At 59.6% G+C, this 22,774-nt stretch carries 15 protein-coding genes; 9 read left to right on the top strand and 6 right to left on the bottom strand.

The features are described from left to right. Positions 1-462: 462 nt before the first annotated feature. On the top strand, positions 463-771 hold the full coding sequence (locus KIH76_RS10820; RefSeq protein ID WP_219070666.1) for a type II toxin-antitoxin system Phd/YefM family antitoxin: 309 nt from the start codon (positions 463-465) through the stop codon (positions 769-771). Continuing rightward, entirely contained in the window at positions 768-1,088 is a 321-nt protein-coding gene (locus tag KIH76_RS10815; protein ID WP_219070665.1) for a type II toxin-antitoxin system RelE family toxin, read from the top strand. The genes KIH76_RS10820 and KIH76_RS10815 overlap by 4 nt, the downstream gene beginning before the upstream one ends. 112 nt (positions 1,089-1,200) lie before the next feature. On the opposite strand, the gene KIH76_RS10810 is transcribed toward KIH76_RS10815, so the two are convergent. The 3 genes from KIH76_RS10810 to malQ all read right to left on the bottom strand — a co-directional run bounded on the left by KIH76_RS10810 (position 1,201) and on the right by malQ (position 5,139). Beyond that, positions 1,201-1,989, bottom strand: a complete 789-nt coding sequence (locus KIH76_RS10810; protein ID WP_219070664.1) for a hypothetical protein — start codon at positions 1,987-1,989, stop codon at positions 1,201-1,203. Next, positions 1,982-2,704, bottom strand: a complete 723-nt coding sequence (locus KIH76_RS10805; protein WP_219070663.1) for a helix-turn-helix domain-containing protein — start codon at positions 2,702-2,704, stop codon at positions 1,982-1,984. Before KIH76_RS10805 ends, KIH76_RS10810 begins: the two co-directional genes overlap by 8 nt. Positions 2,705-2,892: 188 nt before the next feature. After that, complete coding sequence (gene malQ / locus KIH76_RS10800; protein ID WP_219070662.1) at positions 2,893-5,139, bottom strand: 4-alpha-glucanotransferase; 2,247 nt, start codon at positions 5,137-5,139, stop codon at positions 2,893-2,895. 1,340 nt (positions 5,140-6,479) lie between these two features. Here malQ and KIH76_RS10795 point away from each other — a divergent pair. The 4 genes from KIH76_RS10795 to KIH76_RS10780 all read left to right on the top strand — a co-directional run bounded on the left by KIH76_RS10795 (position 6,480) and on the right by KIH76_RS10780 (position 15,042). Further along, complete coding sequence (locus tag KIH76_RS10795; RefSeq protein WP_236036996.1) at positions 6,480-11,162, top strand: SpaA isopeptide-forming pilin-related protein; 4,683 nt, start codon at positions 6,480-6,482, stop codon at positions 11,160-11,162. 207 nt (positions 11,163-11,369) lie between these two features. Beyond that, entirely contained in the window at positions 11,370-13,421 is a 2,052-nt protein-coding gene (locus KIH76_RS10790) for a SpaA isopeptide-forming pilin-related protein (RefSeq protein ID WP_219070661.1), read from the top strand. A 366-nt stretch (positions 13,422-13,787) separates the two neighbouring features. After that, on the top strand, positions 13,788-14,234 hold the full coding sequence (locus tag KIH76_RS10785) for a hypothetical protein (protein WP_219070659.1): 447 nt from the start codon (positions 13,788-13,790) through the stop codon (positions 14,232-14,234). Positions 14,235-14,331: 97 nt separating this feature from the next. Next, positions 14,332-15,042: a hypothetical protein gene (locus tag KIH76_RS10780; protein WP_219070657.1), complete on the top strand. Its 711-nt coding sequence runs from the start codon at positions 14,332-14,334 to the stop codon at positions 15,040-15,042. Between the two features lie 214 nt (positions 15,043-15,256). Here KIH76_RS10780 and KIH76_RS10775 read toward each other — a convergent pair whose 3' ends face one another. Further along, positions 15,257-15,649: a HepT-like ribonuclease domain-containing protein gene (locus KIH76_RS10775; protein WP_236036995.1), complete on the bottom strand. Its 393-nt coding sequence runs from the start codon at positions 15,647-15,649 to the stop codon at positions 15,257-15,259. Beyond that, positions 15,646-16,209 carry an XRE family transcriptional regulator gene (locus KIH76_RS10770; RefSeq protein WP_219070655.1) on the bottom strand — a complete coding sequence of 188 codons (564 nt, stop codon included), beginning with the start codon at positions 16,207-16,209 and terminating at the stop codon, positions 15,646-15,648. The genes KIH76_RS10775 and KIH76_RS10770 overlap by 4 nt, the downstream gene beginning before the upstream one ends. 643 nt (positions 16,210-16,852) lie before the next feature. Here KIH76_RS10770 and KIH76_RS10765 point away from each other — a divergent pair. Then, the gene (locus KIH76_RS10765) at positions 16,853-17,731 is read left to right on the top strand and encodes a class C sortase (RefSeq protein WP_420829275.1); all 879 of its coding nucleotides are present in this window, start codon (positions 16,853-16,855) and stop codon (positions 17,729-17,731) included. A gap of 133 nt (positions 17,732-17,864) precedes the next feature. On the opposite strand, the gene KIH76_RS10760 is transcribed toward KIH76_RS10765, so the two are convergent. Next, positions 17,865-19,259 (bottom strand): LCP family protein, encoded by a 1,395-nt coding sequence (locus tag KIH76_RS10760; RefSeq protein WP_219070653.1) that lies wholly within the window; start codon positions 19,257-19,259, stop codon positions 17,865-17,867. 401 nt (positions 19,260-19,660) lie between these two features. Here KIH76_RS10760 and KIH76_RS10755 point away from each other — a divergent pair, with 401 nt between their 5' ends. Both KIH76_RS10755 and KIH76_RS10750 read left to right on the top strand, forming a co-directional pair. Continuing rightward, positions 19,661-21,130 (top strand): ABC transporter permease, encoded by a 1,470-nt coding sequence (locus tag KIH76_RS10755; RefSeq protein ID WP_219070651.1) that lies wholly within the window; start codon positions 19,661-19,663, stop codon positions 21,128-21,130. After that, a complete protein-coding gene (locus KIH76_RS10750; RefSeq protein WP_236036993.1) occupies positions 21,127-22,446 on the top strand; it encodes an ATP-binding cassette domain-containing protein in 1,320 nt (439 codons plus the stop codon). The genes KIH76_RS10755 and KIH76_RS10750 overlap by 4 nt, the downstream gene beginning before the upstream one ends. The last annotated feature ends 328 nt before the right edge of the window (positions 22,447-22,774 follow it).

Below are 22,774 nucleotides of genomic sequence, written 5' to 3'. Positions count from 1 at the left end.
ACCGCGCGTGCGCCTTCGAGGATCACGGTCTTGCGCCTCGCGTTGAGGATCGTCTCGGCCAGGGGGCGGGGGATGTAGTCTGTCATGTACATCATTTTATACTATTGATGTACAAAAAATAGTGCACGGAATGTATAGATATTTGTTTTGTTAAGTGGGGAGTTTTTGATGGGAGGGGATGATAATGGCGATGTGGATTGCTGTATGAGTTATCCACATTGTTTTTGCGGCCGTAAAACGGCTATTTTCTGCGGAAATTGACCGTTCGACCACATGGGTCGAAAAATCGCTGGTGAGCGGCCGCAATCGTCTATGCTTGCCCTACTTGGCTTCACGGGGAAGCCGGGGCGGCGCGGATGCCGCGTGTGCCGTATGGACGAGCGATTGGCGGTTTCTTGACTGCCGGAAAGGCGATGTACTATGGATTTGTATTCAAATTTGCTATATAAATCGGAGGAAAAAATGAAGGCTGCCGATCTGATTGATAACTTGGTCCCCATCAGCGTGTTCAACCACGGCGGCGCGAGCAAGGCGTTCGCCAAAGTCGGCAACGACAAGCCGGTCGTGGTGCTCAAGAACAACCAGCCGGCCGCCGTCATTATCAGCATGGACGACTACAAGCGATTCACCGAAGCTGAAGAGGACTTCGCGCTGTACCTCGAGGCAATGGAACGCGAAAAGCGTGACGACGGCACGCGGCTGAGCAGAGATGATGTGTTCGGCAAGGATTATCGGCCAATCGACGACGGATATGAGGTGGAATTCGAATGAACGATTGGACGATGGAATTTACCAAAGATGCGCGGAAGGACATCGCCAAGCTGCGGGAACCCGCGAAAAGTCATGTGTATCTGGCGTTGGACAAAGTGGTGCAAAATCCGTTGCCATTCACCGAAGGCGGTTACGGCAAGCCGTTGGGCAACAAACGCGGGGATAACCTGACGGGATGTTTCAAGGTCAAACTCAAAGGCGACGGCATCCGCGTGATTTACAGGTTGGAGCGAGCTGAATCCGTGATGCGCGTCCTCGTCGTCTCGGTGCGTGATGAAGCCGCAGTATACAAGGAGGCCATGCGTCGGCTGGGATGAGCGCAGGGGCGTGCAGATATCCGTTTAGCTGGGACTTTGACTGAGTTCGTGGGCGTTCGTACATACTGTATGGACACCCACCCACCTGTCAGGGATAAAGGATGAGGGCCGTTTACAGAAAGTCGGCTGTCCGGCCGCTCCGTCGCGGCATTTCCAGCAATCTGGACAGTTCTCGGATCGTTGCGATCGCCGCATCGTGTTCCTGCAATGACAGACTTGCGGAATACTCGCTGTCATCACCTTCCAACAGCATGGTTTTCAGAGTGCGTACATTACGTCGGTCGCTGGGGCTGCGATTGTCCAATCGGGCGAGTTCCTCTTCCGGCTCATCGATGAGAGAGGCCAATCTCATCGCGTCCGCCAAATGTCGTTCCCGTCCAAACTGACTTGTTTCTCGATATGATGCCGCTTTCATCAGCAATGCTCCGAGCAGATCTGGCACGCAGATTGTTGCAGCTTGGTCACCATTGCGAAGATCGACCAGCATACTGCGAGAGACAGCTTTCCTCGAACCGGGCATGCCCAGTAGACGTAGACCATTGATTTCGCTTCTTGGCTGCAGGAATGGTGACAGATGATTGTCGACTAACAAATCAACTACATCATTTCCCCGTCTCATTCGTGTTGTGTACTTGGTCAAAGTGCCAGCCTCTAGCACAAATCCCATGTCCGACAACAGATTTTTCACGTGCCGGACTCCGTTCGCGTGAGTCAGTACATCGACCAGAAAGTCTGCATCTGCGGTGGCGCGGCTTTCCTGCCCGCGCATGAATGCGTGCAGCTGCACCATGAGCCCGCCGGCCAGTCGCCATGAAGTCGGATCTTCGGTTTGTTTTGCTAGCTGGAATACGGTCGACCACGGATGCGTTTGCGCTGGTACCGGCGCGGTCGGATTATTCATAATTGGTCTCTTTCTGATAAGCGGATAACAATTCGGCCAATGCGTTTCGTCCGGCGATGCGCTCGCGAATATCGGTTGATTCCGCTAGGTCGATGGCGGCGAACGCTGTGAGTGATGTTCCGTTTTGTTGATTGATGTACTGGGATACGTGGAACCGTATTTTTGTCGGTTTCAGATCGTTATTCAGACGGTACTGGCGTTCTATGCTCCTCAGGCCTTCCGGCGTTATGTAGCCTTCGGCCATGTCCGTTGCCATCAGTTGCAACTGTTGCCGTATATCTGGAGAAGACGCGGATTCCTGTATCGAGTTTCGTACGGCGGCTACGACTTTGTCGCTTGCTTGATATTCGCGGACAATTCCGCGATTGCGCAGGTTGCGTATGAGCGTATCCACATCCGTTCCGGCGAGCTGCCGTCTCATCCGATAGTTCTGCTGTTTGGTTAGCCAGTTGATATGCGATCCTGACAGTGTGTACAGTACGGCGATCGATGTTCGCTCGGCGTAAGGGCGGCCGCTGTGCCCGATATAGGCTCGGGCATGGAGCATGGATCGTAAGGGGATGAGGCGGATTCTTGAGTTGACAGGTACGCTTTGCAACTGGCCGGCGCGGACCATCGCTTGCACCCGGTTCACGCTCACCCCGAGTCTGTCAGCGACTTCCGCCGGGGTGAAAAGCCGCTCGTCGGTTTGTACTGCCATATAGAAAGTATACATAATTATCATTTCAAAATGATAATTAATGTCATATCGTGTGTGGTCGGAATGATGCGTGCGATGTGTAGGCGAGATGCGAAGGTCCGGCGGTGTTGCGCACGAGTGTGACGTTCCATGCGCAACACCACCGGACCTTCGGGCGGCGGCAGTTAGTGATTGGCCGGCGGGAGAGGCACTGACCTGATCGCTTATTTCTCGCCGCGCATGACGGCGGACAGGGAGAGCACGCGCGGGTTGGCGAAGACATCGTCGGTGTGCACGACGTGGCCGTCCGAATCGGTCAACGGGATGCGCCAGTTCGGGTATTCGCTCGATGTGCCCGGCTGGTTGACCGACTGACGTTGCCCGACGCCGTCCATCAGCGTGGCCTGACGCAGCAGCGACGGCGTGTCCAGCAGCATGCGGTGCATCGCCTCGACGATCTGCTGGATGTGTGCCTCGACGTTGCCGGCGGCGACATCGTTCGCAACGTCGGCGGCAAGCCATCCGCCGCCGACCAGCAGTTCGATCATCGCCCGACGTTCAGCCTCGGCCGACGCCTGGAACTCTTCGACCGACGACGACAGCAGCCCCAGTTCCTTGCGCAGCTTCACGTGCTCGAACTCGAGGTATCCCGCGGTCGGCGGCAGATCGTGCGTGGTGACCGATGCCATCGCCTGCCTGCGATAGTCGCTCGGCGGCGAATACGGGTCGCCCGCGTTCGGTGAATTGTCCACGCGCGAGAACCATTCCACGTCCGTGCCGAACACGCCGTGCGCCGCAAGCACGTCGCGAACGTAGTCAGGCACCGTGCCCAGATCCTCGCCGATCACCATGCCGTTCGCGCGCGTCGCCTCGATGGCCAGCACCGCGAGCATTGCCTCATGGTTGTACGTCACGTACGCGCCGCCCTTCGCGCCCTTGCCCTGCGGGATCCACCACAGGCGGAACAGGCCGAGCACATGGTCGATGCGCACCGCGCCGGCATGCGCGAACATGGCGTGCACCATCTCGCGGTATACGCGGTAGCCCGTCTCCTCCAAGTGATGCGGGTTGAACGGCGGCTGGCCCCAATCCTGACCCTGCTGGTTGTAGAAGTCCGGCGGGCAGCCGACCGTTACCCCGCCCAGCGCGAAACGCTCCGGATTCCACCACGCGTCCACGCCGAGCATGTGCACGCCCACGGCCATGTCCTGCATCAGGCCGAGCGCCATGCCCGACTCCTTCGCCGCGGTCTGCGCGGCGGCCACCTGCTCATCCGCGATCCACTGCAGCCAACGGTTGAACTCGAACAGGTCGCGGTGATCGGCCACCAGCTCGGCCACCTCGGGAGAGTCGCGGTCGTACTTGTCGTGCCACGAATCCGGCTCCCACGGCGCGCCCCACACCTCGAACGCGACGCACCACGTGGCGAACGCGTCCAGATCGGGGCCGGCCTGCTCCTTGAACCGCTCGAACGCGGCCTTGCGATCGTTGGCGATGCCATCGTTGGCTTGTGCGGCAGCATGATCGAAGATGATGCGCAATGCCGCACGCTTCGCCTCCCACGACGCGTTGATGTCGAGCGGCTGCGGGTCGTCGTTGCGCGCGGCGACCGAATCGTGCAGCGCGTCGACGCGCGCCCGGTCGGCGGCGGGCAGCGTCTCGTACTCGGGGATGTCCTGCGGGCGGATGTACGTGACGTTGAGGAAGCGCCGCGATTCCGGCAGATACGGCGACGGCTCGAGCGGCGGGATCGGCGCGCACGCGTGGATCGGGTTGATGAGCAGGAAGTCCGCGCCTGATTTCTCGCCCGCGTCGGCGGCGAGGCGGCGCAGGTCACCGTAGTCGCCCACGCCCCACGACTCGGCGGAACGCGTGGTGTACAGCTGGTCCATCCAGCCCCAGCGCGGGCGTTCGGCCACGGCGGCTGGCACGGGGATGCTCGCCGGCGCGACGATCAGCGTCGCCTCCTCGTGGCGCTCGCCGTATGTCACGCGCAGCGTGTGGTAGCCGATCGGCAGGTCGTCGGGCAGGATGAGGAAGCGGTCTCCCGAATCGATGCTGGGTAGGATGTCGGCCTGGTCGGCGTGCGATTCGTGGCCGTCCTCGAAGAGGATCGTCGCGTTCGGTTCGTCGTCGATGCTGCCGGGGTTGCCAACGGTTGCGTTATCGTCGCCGCAATGCAGGGTGATCGTGACTGATTTGCCTTCGATGATGACGATGGTCGGTTCAGGCAGCAAACGTTCGCTCTTGGCGGTTTCGATCGCGGCGAGGGACTGCTTGATGGCCGCATCGCTGGATGCGTCGATGCCGAGCGCGGCGAGCACGTTGACGAGCACGTCGTCTTCGATCTCGACGTAGGTGCCGAGCTGGTCGATGTATGAGGTGGAGACGCCGCCCGCCTTGGCGAGGCGGATCAGCGGGCGTGCAAGCCGCTCGGGGCTTTCGGTGCGCGGCTTGGAAGGTGTGGCCATGTGGGTGCTCCTTAGCGTTCGGTTGTGGCGTTCCCGGCACGTTCGGACGCGACGGCGGCTATGCCCGCCGTGCCTCGACTGCGTGGCCCGGCTGCGCCCGGTGTGCAAGTATCGTTATCGACTACCATACCGCACGATGACATCGTTTGCAATATATGCGGTGTTTTGTATTAGAAAACCTTGGTATTTCAATAAAATACGTAATGAATAACCTTGTCATTTCCTTGTGTATTTCTCGCCGTTTGCGCACTCATGCGGCTCCTTTCTGTTGGCGGGCATAACTCTCCCGACTCTCCCGGGCATACGGCCGTTTTGAGGCACGGAAACGGCCGTATGCCCGGGAGGCAAGACCCTGGGTTGGGAGGTAGAACCTCAGAGAGGTGGCGGAGTGGTGGAGTTGCGGAGTTGCAGAGTGGTGGAGTGGCAGAGTTGCGGAGTGGCGGAGTAACGGAGTGGTGGAGTTGCAGAGCAGTGAGGTGGTGGAGTCTAACGGCGTTGTATCCTGGCAGTCCTTGATGGTTGCGTTAACGACACGCCGGAATCTCGCTGTGGAGAACGGTGTCCAAAATGTGGCTGGTGATTTTTGGGATTGCGAGAGGCGTTGCAATGCTTACGTTCGCTGCATACCTTTGCAATCGCGACACTCCGAAAACATCGGGGGGGGGGGGGCTTCCGTTTGCCATCGTTTGCAATGAATGATGCTACAATCAGAAACCGGTGAGAGAAAGTACATATGACAGAGCGGTTGGAGAGCGGAGAGTGATCCGACTGATCTGGTCAGCGAACGGTCCACAAGACCGGTGACCATATGCGCGGACTCTTTGAAGAACTGAATACGGTGGGTGACCGAAGCTGATTTCCGGCCGTGCGATGCGAGTTGAGTAACGACGATTCGCGTCGATGACGACGGAGGTTCCGTGCGGACTGAGTAACGACGGTTCGAGCGGAAGTGATATCACTTTCGGACATCTGCTGTGAACGATAACCGCGAAATATCAAAGGATATCGATGGTTGACTGCTGCGTGCGACGATAGCACGCGTGAAGCGGCCGATGGCCGAGATACCTGATATGAGCGGCGGTGCATAACCGGTGATCGCGAGGCGTCGTGGTGACCGGTGAATGAGGTAACGACGCGCAATAGGCGGGACGAGTGCATGGAGGCATCGGCTCATCTCGCATAACACAACACCATAGGCGGAGCTGAGAACCGCGACGAACAGCCTAGCGCAAGCTATACGCATCCGCGTGACAACGTGTGCAAAGCATACGTGGTCGCACAGATGGCGCACCTCTTGCGAACGATGGCAGTTCGATCGTGGCTCGAAGGGGAGAGAGACTATGAACACACGACCGGCGTACGTACGTGACCGGAGAGTGGCGAAGGCCAAGGATCTGGCTGCCGCCTTCCTTGCCGTCACCATGTTCGTAGGCACCGCCGTCGCCGGAGCCATCACCGCCCCCTACGCCGCCTATGCCGACAATAACCTCGCTGATGGCGCTCTTTGCACACCGTCTACCCAGTCGATGGGCACTGACGCCAACCCGGCCAGCAGCCGTGATTCTGGCGTCGCCACGTGGATCGGCGGCAACATGTACGTGGGTAAGAAGCCTGCGGATGCCGCTGCTTGGAAGAACGGCACCGGCCCCGACGGTTCGTATGCCGTGGAGGCCGAGGGCCTGACGGTCGTCAACGGCAAGTTGATGATGAAGCCGGTGAAGAACTCGTGGGTCGGTGCGGGCTTCCGTTTCGGCATTGCCGGTTTTGGTACGCAGTTCCGTCCTGCAAAGAACAGCACGACCTTGGTGGTCGGTGGCAACACCAGCGACACCACCCTGCCGAATTGGACGAACGTGCAGGCATGGTCTCATCCCGGCTTCCTGCGTGATAACGGCCATATCGCGTCGATCGCCGGCGAGAGCTCCGACCTCTGGGGAAAGACGGGCACGAAGTCCCTCGGCAAGAATCCGTCCAACACGGACGCCTCGGTCAACTGGACAGTGACCGATCCGATGGAGCACGTCACCGTCAAAAGTGACGACAACGACACGAACGCCTCCGACGACGTCAGGAACCTTTCCGAGTCCGCATATTACCAGGATTACGTCATCGAGGACATCTCCGCCCCGCTCGCTTTCCAGACCGCAACGGGCAAGGTGACGCAGAGTGTCTCCACATTGAGCACGCTGACCCGTCACAAGTACAACTATTACGACGAGGGGAACGACAAAAAAGGTAGTTCCCTCCAGTACGATTTCACGTACACCGATGACACCAAGAACGGCACTGGCCGCGGCCTTTCGACCACTGACTCGTACACCAACCGTGAGAAGCTGATCACCTTCACCGGTACGTACAATCCGACGATGGAAGTGTTCAACCTCGACGCGAGCATGCTCACCGATTACAAAGACGGCACCCGTTACCGCGGTGTGGCTTTTGCGTTCGAGAACATCGCCGACACTGCATCCGTGGTGATCAACGTGACCGGCAACAAAAACAAGAACATCTCCTTCCACAACGGTTGGCAGTTCTGGTGGAACGGCACGGAGATCTCCGACGGTTATTCCAACTACAACAGCAAGAGCAACGATGAGAATCTGAAGAAGAAGTCGGAGCTGTACGCGAAGGCCGCGCAGAAGATCCTGTGGAACTTCCACGACACGGACAACCTCACCATCTATGGCGGTATCGCCAACGAGGGCAAGGATAATAAGTACACGGAGGATGACCCGGCCGCCGCGATGCTGGGCAGCATCATCGTGGTCGGCAACGCTGAATCGGGCGATGCAGATGCCAATAAAGACGGCAAGGCGGATGGCAATGCGGATAACACGATCGGTAATTTCGAGTCGCATGTGACCACGAACGGCCGTGTGTACACGGAGGGTGATTTCTCCATGTACAACCCGTACTATGCGGCGAAGTTCACCCAGCCGGGCGCGAACGATGGCGACTCCTCGTCCGTCATCGACATGGATCAGGAGCGCCACAACTTCCCGTGGAACGGTCAGACCACCACCGAGTGCGCGGCGATCGCCTGGCAGAAGGCCGACGAGTCCGGCAATGGTCTGAAGGGCACCACGTGGGCGATCTACGGCACGTACGCCGATGCGGCGGCCGGCAAGAACGCCCTGTACACCGCGTTGAAGGACGACGACTTCGCCGACAAGGACACCACGACCACGGGCGGTTTCAAAGTCGAAGGCCTCAAGCCGAACGCCACGTACTACATCAAGGAAGTCGCCACCGGCAACAGCGATTACCAGCTGAACACGAACATCTACTACGTGAAGACCGGCGACGCGAACACCACACAGCCCGTGACCCAGTCGGTCACCAAGGGCGTGGATGGCACGTTCACGTTCGGTACGACCGACATGAAGGACGGCAAGATCGTCAACAAGACTGCCGGCCATGCGGTTGCGTGGAAGAAGATCGCGGACGGCGACACAACGAATACGCCGTTGGCCGGCTCGGCGTGGCAGATCAGCAAGCAGGGCGACGATAAGACGCAGGTCTGGAACATCGAAGACAACGTGAACGCGGCCAAGTCCGTGACCGTCACGCCGACTTCGACCGAACTGAACGCAACCAACAACTACAAGGCCACGCTCACCGCCGCAGTCCAGCCGTCCGATGCCGTGCAGAACGTCACTTGGACGTTCACCGACGCGTCCGGCAACCCGAAGTCCGACGAATCCGCCGCAGTCCTGAGCCTGAGCCAAACCAACGAATTGCGCGCCGATGTCATCGGCACGAGCGACAAGGACGCGGCCGTCTACGTCAAGGCCTGCTCCGTCTCTAACCCGGACGTGTGCAGCAGCGTTGTCGCGATCACCGTCAAAGCCGCAACCGTGACCAGCTTCACGGTCAAGGATTCCTCGAACAATACGGTGCAAAACAATGCGTCGTTCACCGTTGCGCAGAACGGTTCGCTCGGTTTCACTGCAGCCGTGACCCCGAGCGTGCCGATCACGTGGACCTCTAGCGACGAATCCATCGCCACGGTCTCCTCGCAGAAGGACGGCCAATCCGCAACCGTGACCATGCACGCGCTCGGTTCGGCCAAGATCACCGTGAAGGCCGGCAACAAGACCGTCTCGTTCACGATCGCGACGCCGAGCACCACCGTGTACTTCAAGAAGTCGCTGGTGAGCTGGTCGAACTACTACCTGTACTACGACGACGGCACTGGTGGCTCATGGAAGTTCGCGAAGATGGATCGCACGTGCGGCGACTACGTGGCGGTGACGATCCCGCAGACGACCAAGGACAAGCATTTCCTGCTGCGCGACCGCGACAGCAAGGATGGCAGCGACGGCTGGTTCAAGGGCAACGCCGGCTCGGACTTCACCTTCACCGGTAACGCGGTGCAGGTGGTGGACGCGTATAACAACTTCCAGGGTTCGACGGCTCCGTCCGGGTGTGCGGCTGCGTCGGCTGCGGTTGACGAGGGTGCGTCGGCGCAGCCTGATGATGTGGCTGATGCCGACGATACGTCGGTTGCCGTGACTGATTCGACGACGGCGGATGCGTCGGCTGACGGTCAGTCGGGCGTTGCGAAGGCTGCGGCTTGCGTTGCGAAGGATGACGACGGCACGAACCCCGGCACGAAGTGCGATATCGATACGGTCGCCGGTCAGTTCAAGGTCGATGGTTTGGATGCGGGCACGTATCTGATTCACGAGCTGACCGCGCCGGACGGGTACACGCTGAACACGACCGTGTATCAGTTCACGATTGATCCGCAAGGTAACGTGACGTGGAACGGCGGCTACGCGGACGGCAATACGTCCGGCACGTTGAACGATCAGCTCAAGCCGGGTGCTGACAATGCGATCTCCGACAAGCCGACTGAGGTGACCTGGAACAAGGTTGACGCGAAGGGCGGCAAGCTGGACGGTTCGCAGTGGAAGATCGTCAGTCCGTCGAAGAACGCGGACGGTACGGTTAACACTGCGCAGAATACCTACTGCGTGGCCGATAACGTGACTGTTACGACTGATGCGAACGGCAATGTCACGACCGATCCTGCGGGTACTGCGTTCGCGGATTGCGCTGGCACCAAGCTGTCCGACGCGGCCACCGAATCCGGCGTGATCACCGTCAAGGGTCTCCCGGTCGGCGAGTACACGCTCACCGAAACCAAGGCTCCGAACGGCTATCAGTTGCCGGAGAACGTCACGTACAAGCTGAACGTCGTCGCGGAAGGCACGTCGACCATCACCAACTCGAACGGTTCCGCACTGACTAACTCGGACATCGCCAACTCGTCCAAGCCGGTCGACATCCAGATCCCGGTCAAGAAGACCCTGAAGTACACCGACTGGCCGAAGCCCGACGGCAAGTACGTCAAGTTCACGTTCCAGATCGCGAAGGCTGAGTCCAGCCCAAACGATACGCCGATCCCGGCCGATTGTAACGGCAAGCTGCCGTGCACGATCGACCTCGCGCCGGAATCCAACGCGACCGATTTGCAGAACGTCACCAAGTACTTCGGCACGATCAAGTTCACCGACGCTCAGCTCAACAGCGATGCGGGCACGAACGGCGACTACGCGAAGAAGTACACGTACGTGATCACCGAGGTCGTGCCGACGAGCGGTGCCGTGGAGAACCTGCGGTACTCGAAGGCCGAGTGGAAGGTCGAAGTGACCGTGAGCCGTGACATGTCGGACGGCAAGTACCAGGGGCTGAAGGTCGCGTACAAGGTGACGCAGACCAAGAACGACGACGGTACTGAGATGAGCGGTTCGGGTGAGACTGATTCGTTCAATTCGGTTCAGAACGGTGAAGGCACGACGACGGGTGATCGGTCTGAGATGGCTGGCACCGCGTCCGGAAACCTCACTGCCAAAACGACGTTCGTGAATACGAAGGTGCTGACGGGGTTGCCGTCGACGGGTACGGATTGGACCGGTCGGATGGTGCTGCTCGCGGGTGCCGGATTCATTCTTGCTGGCATGTTGATTGCCGGCGGATACCAGTTCGCCAAGCGACGGGAGGCCGTATCTGCCTAAACCATCATCGCCAGCACGTGGCGGGTAGGCTCCTCTCGTGCCGTGAAGCGGCCTCGGCCCCCTCGGCTGAGGGGGCTCCCGGCGAAGCCGGGTGGGGAGCGTCACACCCCGCCACCCATAGCTCAAGGGCCAACCCCAAGAGCTTCCACCCAAACCCAAAGATTTCCCAAAATTGTCCAACTCCTTAATCCAAGGAAAGGAAGAGAAATGAACAAGATCATCAAGCAGGCGCTTGCCGGCGTCGCCGCCTTAGGCATCGCCGCCAGCGGCCTCGCCCTCGGCGCCGCCTCCGCCTATGCGGCGGACCCGGTGACCGGTACCGTCTCGCCGGAAGCAAACGGCATCATCACGATCACAGGAGACTCCCACACGTTCTCCGGTTACAAGCTGGCCTCGTTGGATTCCATCTCCTATGAGACCAAAGCCGGTACCACGTCGATGACCGGTTTCACCATCACCACGAACAGCACCTACACGTCCGACATCGTCGAGGTGCTGAATGGCATCGAAGATTCCGCGTCCAAGACCACTCCGAAGACGACGCTGGGTGCAGAGTACTCCGCCGATACGGCGTATGCCGGCAACCCGATCGGCTGGCTGGCCAACAAGAAGTACAACACGACCAATGAGATCAAGGCTCCGTGGGGTGGCTCCACGACGGGTACCGATTCCGAACTCCGTCAGTTCGCCACCAAGCTTGCAGCGAAGCTGAAGAACAAGACTACTGATGGTACTCTCAATAGTTCCACGAGCGGAGCTGAAAACTCGGTCGCTCAGGGTCTGTGGCTGCTCCGTGATACTACGCTCCTGACGGATAAGCAGGAAACCGCATCCATCCCGATCATTGTGTCCTCCACCTACAAGGCGAAGATTGGCACTTCGGCCACGGAAGTCAAGTTCGACGACGGCATCGGCTCCATTACGCTGAAGAACACCAAGCCGGAAGTCGGCAAGCAGGTCGTCAAGGACAATGCGACCGCTGCTCAGCAGGCTCAGGGTCAGCACGATTATCAGGCTGAAACTGTCCCGGACTACTACGTCGGAGAAACCGTTCCGTATGAGCTGTCTGCAACGCTCCCGTACTACACCGGCTATGACATCGATCCGACGTTGGCTAACGATAATAAAACCCGTACCTTCCAGATTCTCGATACTGCCAGCGCTGGTCTGACCGTGACCGAAGACAGCATTGAGTCCGTCAAGGTGCTGCCGCTGAAGAATGGCACTTACGACACGGCCAACGCCACCACGCTGGTGAAGAACAAGGACTACACCCTGTTGGTGACGAAGGTCGAGTACGGCACCGGCAATGTCGGTGCAGCCAATCAGGATGCCGGCAAGAACACTGCCACCAAGATCGCTATTAACCTCGGCAAGTACGTCAACAAGTCCGGAAGCCAGACGACTGACACCACGGATGATGACGCCACTTCCGTTGCGAACGGCATCCTTGAAGGTGGCAAGGTCGTCGTCATCCTCAAGGCCACTCTGAACAAGAACGCTCTGAAGTCCGATCCGGACAACACGCAGCCGAACCCGAACAAGGTCGCTCTCGAATACTCCAACAACCCGGAGAACCTGGAGAACAAGCACACGACCCCGGGTGATGAGGTCAACGTGTACACCTACCGCTTCAAGATCAAGAAGACCGATAAGGGTGGCAAGTTCGATTCCGCGCTTCTGACCGCCGAGTTCAAGGTCAAGGCCCCGCAGGGCTGGCTGAAGTCGTACGACGAGAACACCGGTTGGTCCTTCGATTCTGATGAGTCGAACGGCAATGTTTTCAAGCCTACCCAGCAGGGCGCGGGCGATAACGCCGAGGCTATCATCGAGGGTCTTGTCGGTCTTGATTCTGGTACGTATACCGTGAAGGAGACCAAGGCCCCGAATGGTTACTCTTCCCTCTCCCTGCCGGAATTCAACTTCACGATTACTCCGAAGGGCGAGAAGGATGCTGATGCTCCGACCAAGGACGAGCACACCAAGAACCCGTGGGGACAGCAGACTTGGGGCGACTTCGTCATCGGCGATGTGACCTTCTCTGGTCTGACTGGTACCGATAAGGTTTCCGGCACTGGTGCGAGCTTCGTAACTGCGGCCGCCAAGTCCGGTGACGAGTTCCAGTACACCGTCTACAACGCGAAGAACATCACCCAGCTGCCGAAGACCGGTGGCGCTGGTCTGGCTCTGATCGTGGTTGTCGGTGGCCTGTTCATCGCCGCGGCCGGCATCTTCGGTCTGCGCGCCCGCCGCTCCTGACCCCGCGTCAGGACTGGGACGGAGCCTCGGCCCCCTCGGCTGAGGGGGCTGTCAGCGAAGCTGACTGGGGGAGCGTCACGGCACGACAGTGCCGTCATAACACAGTATCGGCCTTCTGCCGATGCCGTTACACAGCGGCTCACGCCGCAGACGCTCCCTCAGTCTCGCTAACGCTCGACAGCTCCCTCAGCCGAGGGAGCCAAGGCTCCGCCGGCCCCCATAACCAACACTTGATGCCACAGAAACGCGCACAACTCCATCTCTCCACTCCGCTCGTTCCCGCGCGCATCAACCCCACCTCCGGCCGCTATCTCCCAAACTCCACGGCCGGAGGTTTTTCTGTATCTATATCGGAAGGAATGCAAAATGAAAGATATTATTATATTGCTTGTATCGTCTCTGTTGGCGGGGGGCGGATACATTTTCACGCCGCTAGCTGATCATATGAGAAAAGGTATAGATAATTTTCTTAACTCCAAAAAGGTAGTTGTAGAATCAGATTCTAAATTAAGGGCTAACGATCAGAGTATAAAGTCTAATTCCTTTAAGGAGTTGCCATTTGAATATAAGATATTCTTTCTTTTGCTGGCTGTTGTGATTATTGTACTTGGTTCGCTCTTTGGGGTGGAAGTCAATGGAGACCGTCGACTATGGAAAATGATTATATATCCTATTTTTGCTATTGTTGGAGGATGTTTTCTGGCCTTTTGTGCCACCATTGGCTTTAGTGTGCTTTCCGGCGATTATTTTAAAAAAGACGAGTCTGTAGAAGAAGCGGATGAGAGTGAGACGGATAATGGGGGTGCAGAATAGCGTTCAATCAGAACGTAGTATTGCTGTTGATCTCTGATGTAAGCAAGGTTGATGAAGCGTTCAGTGAGACTGCGACGATCAGGAAAGGAGTAGTGAAATGGCTGGGAGGGGATATTCCCGATATTTAAAAGAGAGGATCGATTTACTGGGTGAGGAGGTTGAATTGTTGAGAGATAAAGTTGGTAGCTTTTCTAAGGTGAGTAAGATCGATTTTGCTTCTCTGATTATTTCACTTGTTGCTCTTGTCTTGTCAGCTATTGCTTTTGTCTGGAGTATACAGGCATGGAATGATGAGGGTGCAAATTTTGTAATCAAACCTCTTTCTGATTCCACATTAGGTACGAGTACATATAAGGAAAATAGAAAACAATATTCTCAACAAATGGAACCGGTAATCCTAACCAATACAGGTAGAACTCAAGGAACCGTGGTCATGGTTGATAGACAAAATGATGATGTGGAGATGGAGGCCTGCATTCCCAATATGAATGATGATGGCTTATCCATGCCGGATGAACTTTCTCATGCATTATTGTCGAACCGTCAAATTACGTTGCAACCGGGGGAGTCCCGTCTGATTTTCTTTACCGAAAAAGGCAATCCTATTCCCGAAGGTGGGAATGTTGATACTCAGATCACGATGGGGGATGGCCCTGTGATTTATCGTCTTTATCGTGCAGATGGAACGTTTGTAAAAGTAGAACCTAGTGGCGTAATATCTGAATCTGTTAGAGAGCATTACGAGAAAATGCTTGGATATGATAATGTGTTGCTTGGCTGTATACAAAATTCACAAAGTTCGGAGTGATCGCATAATCACTATGTGCGAGGACGGATGTGTAAATAGGGCTTTCTTGTTTTGATCGGAACAGTATGTCGCTGGAGGGTTGTTCCTCCGGCTTTTTCTGCCTCACTTTTCTGCCTCATTTTGTTATCAAATGAGGCAGAAAACATGACGGTGATGCAGAAAAGGATGAACTGTCTGCGTCTGGGACGGCTGCTGCCGACGCCCTGCCGTCGGTTCACGCAATCGCGTCGACGGCCGGGCGTAATCGCGCGGCCAACTGCGGGACGTCATGCGTGACGGTGTCGTACAGCGATTCCACGTCGATCTCGCCGTATTCGTGCACCAGCACATTGCGCAGCGCACGCAGTTCGTTCCACGGCAGGTCCGGCATCGTTTCGCGGCAGTCGTCGGACAGCAACCGTGCGCACTCCTGCACTTGCGTCATCTCCATCGCCACGGAATTGAACCGCATCCGATCCGCGAACAGTTCGTCCGCAGACGCGACGCTGCCAGCATCCTCAATCGCGTGATCCAGGTGTTCCAGCAGCCGAATCAGCGTGGTCTGGTCGCGAAACGTTTGATCGGCGTGGTCGTGCCTGGTTCGGTGCGAACGTATGCGAGCCATCATGCCACCTTCACCATGTCGTGTGCGATATGGTCGAGAAATCGTTTGCTGGCCCGGCTGCGCTGGGCGCTGCGCAACAGCGAATCGTATGAGGTCAGCGACGCCGGGCGTCCGAGCGCCGATTCCAGATCATCGCGCAGCCCCTGCATCGTCATCAGCGAATGCGAGGCGTCCGGCCGCAGCCGATACAGCAAATCGACGTCGGAATCCGGCTGCGCGTCGCCGCGAGCGACCGAACCGAACACGTACATGTCCGCGATGCCGTACTTCTCGATGAGTTTCGACACGATAAAACGGATGGTGGCGATCTCGAGGACACTGGACGAGTCGTCGAACGAATCCGGATGGTCGCGGTCGGAGGCTGCGTTTGTGGCGGTGGCGTTCGTGGAATTAAGGATGGTCGCCAGCGCGCGTTCATAGCGTTGCAGGAAATCCTGCGTCGGGTTCCCTTCGCGTTCCGCGCGTGACAACGCGGATTGCGTGGTGCCCATCGCCGACGCCACCGCAAGTTGGCTGATGCTGGCGTGAATGCGAATGCTGCGCAGCTCTGCGATCGTCTTCATAGAGCGAGTATAGCATATGTGATATATCCGGTGATCGTGACGGTGCGTCCGATACGGAGGCGGACGCACCGCGGCGGGCGATGTTGCCGTGGATGGGGGAGTCGGGTATGTTGGTAGGCAGTAACGAGCAGTTGTGCCGCGCGGCGGGCGAAAGGGAGATTCGCCTGCGGGAGACGCGTGGCGCGGCGGCGCACGAAGCGGTGGATCTGGAGTTGTCCGCTTGGGTTAGGGCAAGTATGCGTGACGACGACGGAGGTGCGTGATGCGTGACCGCGGGATGCGGACCGTGCATGTGGGGGATGACGGGGACGGCGTGAACACGTCAGGGCGTACCAAGGGTGTGACGCTCCCTCAGTCAGCTTCGCTGACAGCTCCCTCAGCCGAGGGAGCCGAGGGGGGAGTTGCGTCGGATCGGGCTGTGGGCGTGACGCTCCCTCAGTCTGCTTCACAGACAGGTCCTGCAATTACGGAGCCTTCGGCCGTTTTGTCGGCTCGGCTGTCGCCTTGCCCTCGCCTAAAAACTCCTCCGGAGTTTTCTTCACGGCTCGGCCCATCAGCCGAGGGAGCCGAGACGACTGAGAAGCGTAGCCGTAGTTCGCGCGTCTTTGGCGTGTTGTCGGTGATCTTTCTGATCATCGGGTTTGTGATTATCGCGACGCCGTTCGTGATGCGTGCGATCAACGAGTATGAGCAGAACTCGCAGGTGTCGCAGACACAGAGTGAGGTGGCGGGTTGGCCGTATCCGCAGGCGGAGAACATGTTGAAGGCGGCGCGTGCGTATAACGAGCGGCTTGCGGCGTCGGGTCAGACGACGATCGGCGAGGTGCATGACCCGTTCTCGAGCAATGCGGGCCAGTCGTCGGCGTCGGGCGCGGATGATTCGCTCGCCGCGCGGGACAAGGAATACCAGGGCCTGTTGGATACGGGTCAGGGTGTGATGGGTTCGATCCGTATTCCGAAGATCGATGTGAACCTGCCGATCTACCACGGTACGAGCGATGACGTGCTGGCGGTGGGCGCCGGGCACTTGTATGGCACGAGTCTTCCGGTGGGTGGTTCGTCGACGCATGCGGTGATCACGGGTCATCGTGGCCTGCCGAACTCGCTGCTGTTCACCAGACTTGACGAACTGAAGGTGGGTGATTCGTTTTATATCGACGTGATGGGCGAGACGTTGGGCTATAAGGTGGATCGGATCAGCGTGATCACGCCGGATGATTCGAGCAAGCTTCGTATCACGCCGGGTGAGGACCGGGTCACGTTGATGACGTGCACGCCGTATGGTGTGAACTCGCATCGTCTGCTGGTGTCGGCGGTGCGTGCGGAGATCCCGAACGAGATCCCCGAGCCTGACGAGATCCAGTCGGTGAACACGACCGCGCTCGCGTTGACCGGTTTGGCGATTTCGTTCCTGTTGATCGTCTCGTGGGCCGTGCTCGCCTCGCGCGCACGCCGCAACCGCGAACAATGGAAACCCCAACGCCACTCTACCCGCCGCCGCGCCCCGCGCATCCGTCGGTGAGCCGATCCGCCTAATCACCTACCGGTCCCACGGGATGCACCACTGAGAGCGCATTGAACGGGGCAAATCCCCTACCAGATAGCCGAGGAGGCGAACCAACCGCACCTCGGCGGGGCCGCTCGGCCGTCCCGGATCAGTTCGTGAGGCCGCAGTACGTGACTTCGATGTAGCGGTTGGCGAGACCGACGAACTGGCCGGTCGTCGCATCGCGGATCGCACCCGTCTCCGGATCGATGATGCCGCCCGTCTCGGCGTCGATCAGCGTGCCGTCGGCCTGCGTGATCACACCGGTCTTCTCGTCATACGTCGAACCATCATCGGTCGTCGTACCATCGGTCGTCGTACCATCCGTCGTACCGTCGGTCGTCGTGTCCGTATCGTCCGTCGTACCCTCGGTCGACGCGTCGACCAGCGGCTCATGGTTGCGCAGCTTCGTCCACACGGCCTCCGCGCCTTCCGCGAACTGGCTGCGGTTCGCGTCCTGCACCCACGGTTCGACCGGAATCGTCTGCGAATACAGGTGCGTGATATCAAAGTCCTTGAGGCTCATGCCCAGGCCCGCGAGCGTCATCGCATCGGCCAGGCTCGCGCTCATCTGCACGGATTCGAGACCCGCCTTGGCAAGCTGGTACAGTTCGCTGGTCTGCGTGAAATAGTTCTTCGACAATGCGGTACTGATGATCTTCTTGATGAGATACTGCTGACGCGTGGTGCGCATCGTGTCCGAGCCGTCGGTGCCGGTCGCATGACGGGTACGCGCGTACTGCGTGGCGGTGGTGCCGTCCATGTGCACGAGACCGCGCTTGAGATCAAGGCCGGTGTACACGTCGGACATGTCGGTCGGCACGCAGATATCCACGCCGCCGATCGCGTTCACCATCTTCACCAGACCGCCGAAATCGATCACCATGAAGTTCTTGATATCCAGGCCGCCCAGCGAATTGACCGTCTTGAGCGTGCAGCTGGCCGCCGACGCGACGTCGCCGCCCTGCGCGTACGCGTTCGCGAAGATCGAATTGAACTGCACCGTATACTGCGCCGGAATCTCGCCGTTCGAGGTCTGGCAGCTCGGCGCGTCGATCATCAGATCGCGCGGCAGGGACACCAGATTGATCGTCTTGCGGTCGGCCGAGATCTGCATGATCATCGTCGTATCGGAATTATGCAGATTCTTCGTATCGTCGGCATCACCGCCGATCGCCGTATTGTCGCTACCGTCACGCGTATCCTGACCGATCAGCAGAATGTCGATCGGCGTGTTCGCGTACGGGTCGATCAGCTTGTCTTCGGTATCGGACTTGCCGTCCTGCGCGATCGCATGGATCTTGTTGTCGCTGATCGTCGAATTGATATCGGAATACGTCGCCGCGGCGAACGTGCAGACGAACGCCAACACCGCCACGATCGCCAACGTCACGCCAGTGAAGACCTTGTGGGTCGCCTGGTATCCCAACGAATGCTGCGGCATGCCGGGGCGATGCCATCCGAAGTTGGGCAGGTGTTCCACATGTTCAGGTCGCCTGGTCATATACTGCCTTCCTGTTGGGATCCTGGGGCCGCGTCAATCGCGTAATAATCGCCAGTGTACGCGCATCGCTCGCCAGTGTAACAGAAGCAAGGAACGGACAACCGGGGCTGCAGGGCACCCAAACGGCCACGTTCTCAGGTTTCTTTCAGTGTTATTGCAGGACTACAGTAGAATCCGACAAGAAAACATCCACATAGCACGGTCATAGTGTTGCCACGGGATGCCTTTCGCCTATGGGCGGCCTCGCTGGCGGCATCCCGGCCAACGCTCACCATGCAGCCGTGCCGCTTGCGGACAGCTCGACGACGATCGCCCGCGGCCCAACCGGTCGCGCCGCGCCCCGCCGCACGCCGTTCGCCGGAGACATGGCCGCACGAACCACAGAGGACTGGAGAAGCCGTATGTTCGTTCTGAAGAACGCTTGGGCAGAACTGATGCGCCACAAACTGCGCACGCTGCTGACCCTGCTCGTCGCATTGCTCGCCGCTTTCGGCACGTTGTTCGGCTGGTCGGTGCAGCAGGCGAACACCACGGCCACCACCACCGACCGCGAAGCCCTCGCCCCCGGCGCAATCGTACGCCTGACCGACGCACAGCAGGCCAAATACAACGGCGCCGACAAGACCTGGGTCAAGAACTACCTGTCCACCGAAGACTACAACAACTACTACGCGGTCGTCACCGCAAACTCGATCACGCTGTCCAACATCAACGCGTCATCGTCGTTCCCCGTACGCCAGACCAAAAACTCCGTACAAGCCATCGCCGGCACCGACGACCAGGACGCCAGCAAAACCGGCGGCGAACTCACCCTCAAATCCTTCACCTCCGTCGACACCGCACGCAACAACGACCTCGGCGCCTACACCGTCATCCAAGGCAAGCACCTGAGCTACTCCGGCAAGGCCCCCAAGGGCGCGCTCATCTCCAAGGCGCTCGCCGACAAGAACAACCTCAAGGTCGGCGACGAGATCACCGTCGCATCCCCGGCCGACGCGTCCAAGACGACGACGTTCACCGTGCGCGGCATCTACGAATACAACGACTCGACCGCGCCCGCCGGCCACGGCTCTGATGCGAAACTGTCGAAGGACAACCGCGACAACGCGATCTACGTCTCCTACTCGACCATGTACAACCTCAACTGGGGCAACGAAAGCGCGACCGACTGGAGCAAGCCGAACCTGAGCTACGTGTTCGAGTTCTCCAGCCTGTCCGACTACAACAAGTACGCGAAGAAGATCGCGTCGAAGATCGACAAGAAGCATGAGTTGGCCTCGCCGACCATCGAGGCGTACGAGAAGAAGACCGAGCCGCTGACGGCGCTCGCCTCGCGCATGGGCGTGGCCAACGTGGCCGTGCCGGTCGTGGGCGGCGTGCTGCTGCTGGCGCTTGTGCTGCTCGGCGTGGTCCGCCGGTCGGCCGAACTCGGCACTGCGCTGGCCTCCGGCGTGACCCGTGGCCGCATGGCGTGGCAGTTCATGCTCGAGGCGTTCTTCCCGGTGTTCCTCGGCCTGTTCGTCGGTCTGCTGGCCGCCGGATTCGGTTCCAAGGCGCTGGGTGCAGCGCTGGCGGGCGGCTATGCGACGCCGGTGACGAGCGCGATTGTGTGGCGTGCGGTCTGGACCGCGCTGGGTGTGCTGGTCGTGCTGATGATCGTGGCCGGGCTGCGTGCGGCGTTCTTCAAGACCTCGACGCTGTTCGCGGCGCGTGACGGTTGGGGCGTGACGGATGCGGCCGCCGCTGACGGGTCTGATGGGGCTGTCGAGTCCGGTTCGGCTGAAGGCGAGCCTGAATCGGCTGATAGTGAATCGTCTGAGTCCGGTTCGGCTGAGTCTGGTTCGGCTGAGTCCGCGGAGGCGACGGCATGAGCGCGACCGACGATATCGACAACGGCAACGTGACCGAGAATCACGAGATCGACATGACCGACGCAACCACCGGAGAGGAACCAACGATGACCGATACCGAATCGAAGGAACACGAGGACGACACGACCGCGGATGCCGTGGACGCCGCGACAGACGGTCAGGCCGCCGAGCCGATCGCAGACCAGTCTGCCGTTGCGGATGACGCCGCGACGGATGCCGCCGCCGAGCCGGCGCATCCGGCCGAACAGGTGCAGTTCAGCATCGTGTTCGATGACGACGACGAGCACGACGACGTCGCGGATCTTGCGGACGTAAGCGTTGCGGCCGACGGCGTGACTGATGCCGGGGTCGCCGATGCATCCGCGGCCTCGGCTGCCGGCTCGGCCGTCGCCGATTCTGCCGACGGAGCCGGCGCGGGCGAAGGCGAGGATGACGGCGTCGCTGCGGAAGGCGCCGCGACCGTCGCCAGCCACGACAGCGTGGCGGCCGAAAACGCTGCGAAGGTCGCGCAGACGCTGTCGCTCGGCAAGAAGGCGAGCGCTGCGGCTTCGGGCACTGCAAACGCGGACAAGAACACAGTCAAAGCCCCCGCCGCGCTGCGCCTGTCCGAACGGCTCGACAAGGAGCTCGGCGGTAACGCGGCCGATAAGGTGCTGCTCAAGTCGTACCCGTCGCTCGCGCTCAACAAGGTGACCGTCACCGACGGCAAGACCGGCCACAACACCCTCGATAGGGTGAGCGCCGACTTCTACGCCGGCCACATCTACGCGGTCAAGGTCGAATCCGACGACGAGCGCGTCGCGCTGCTGAGCGTGATGACCGGCATGACGCGTCCGAACGACGGCGCGGTCATGAACAAGAGCCTCAACGTGCTCGAGATCGAGCCGGGCGAACTGCGCGGCCATCGTCTCGGCATCATCCCGCAGCGGTACGCGGTGCGCGCCGACCTGAACGCCGAACAGAACGTGCTGTACGCGATGAACGCGTCCGGTCGCACGTTCCTGAAGCCTAAGCCGGTGATCGCGCGCGAACTGCTGCAGCGCGTCGGGTTCGACAGCGAGACGCCGAACACGGCCGTCGGCAAACTGCCGCTCGTGCAGCAGCGTCTGGTGGCGATCGCGCGTGCGATTTCGTGCGACGCGGAGGTGATCATCGCCGACGAGCCGACCGGCGGACTCGATGCGGACGAGAGCGTCGCCGTGCTCAAGACCCTGATCGGGCTGACCCACGGCGATCCGAAGCGCTGCGTGATCGTGGTCACCGGCGACGACGAGGTGGCCGAGGTCGCCGAACGCGTCACCTACCTAAGCGACTGAGCGGTTCTACCGGGCGTGCCGTCCGGGTTCTCTGGACATCCCTTCCCGGGTCCGCCGGGTATCCCTTCCAGGTCCGCTGGACATCCCCTCCCGGGTCCGCTGGGTATCCCTCCCGGGCTTACGGCCGTTTCCGCGTCCCGAACCGGCCGTATGCCCGGGGAGTGCGGTCCGCTTCGGTATGCCCATCCGGGCATACGGCCGTTTTGGATGCGGTATCCGGCCGTATGCCCGGGAGGGTTGTTGGTTTGCGGATTCCTTCCCGGGCTTACGCCCGTTTCTGTGCCCCGAACCGGCCGTATGCCCGGAAGCGGTCTCTGAGCACTGTCTC

It is taken from the genome of Bifidobacterium simiiventris (assembly GCF_019331715.1).
Taxonomy (GTDB): domain Bacteria; phylum Actinomycetota; class Actinomycetes; order Actinomycetales; family Bifidobacteriaceae; genus Bifidobacterium; species Bifidobacterium simiiventris.
This window is presented reverse-complemented; position numbering and strand designations above follow the sequence as displayed.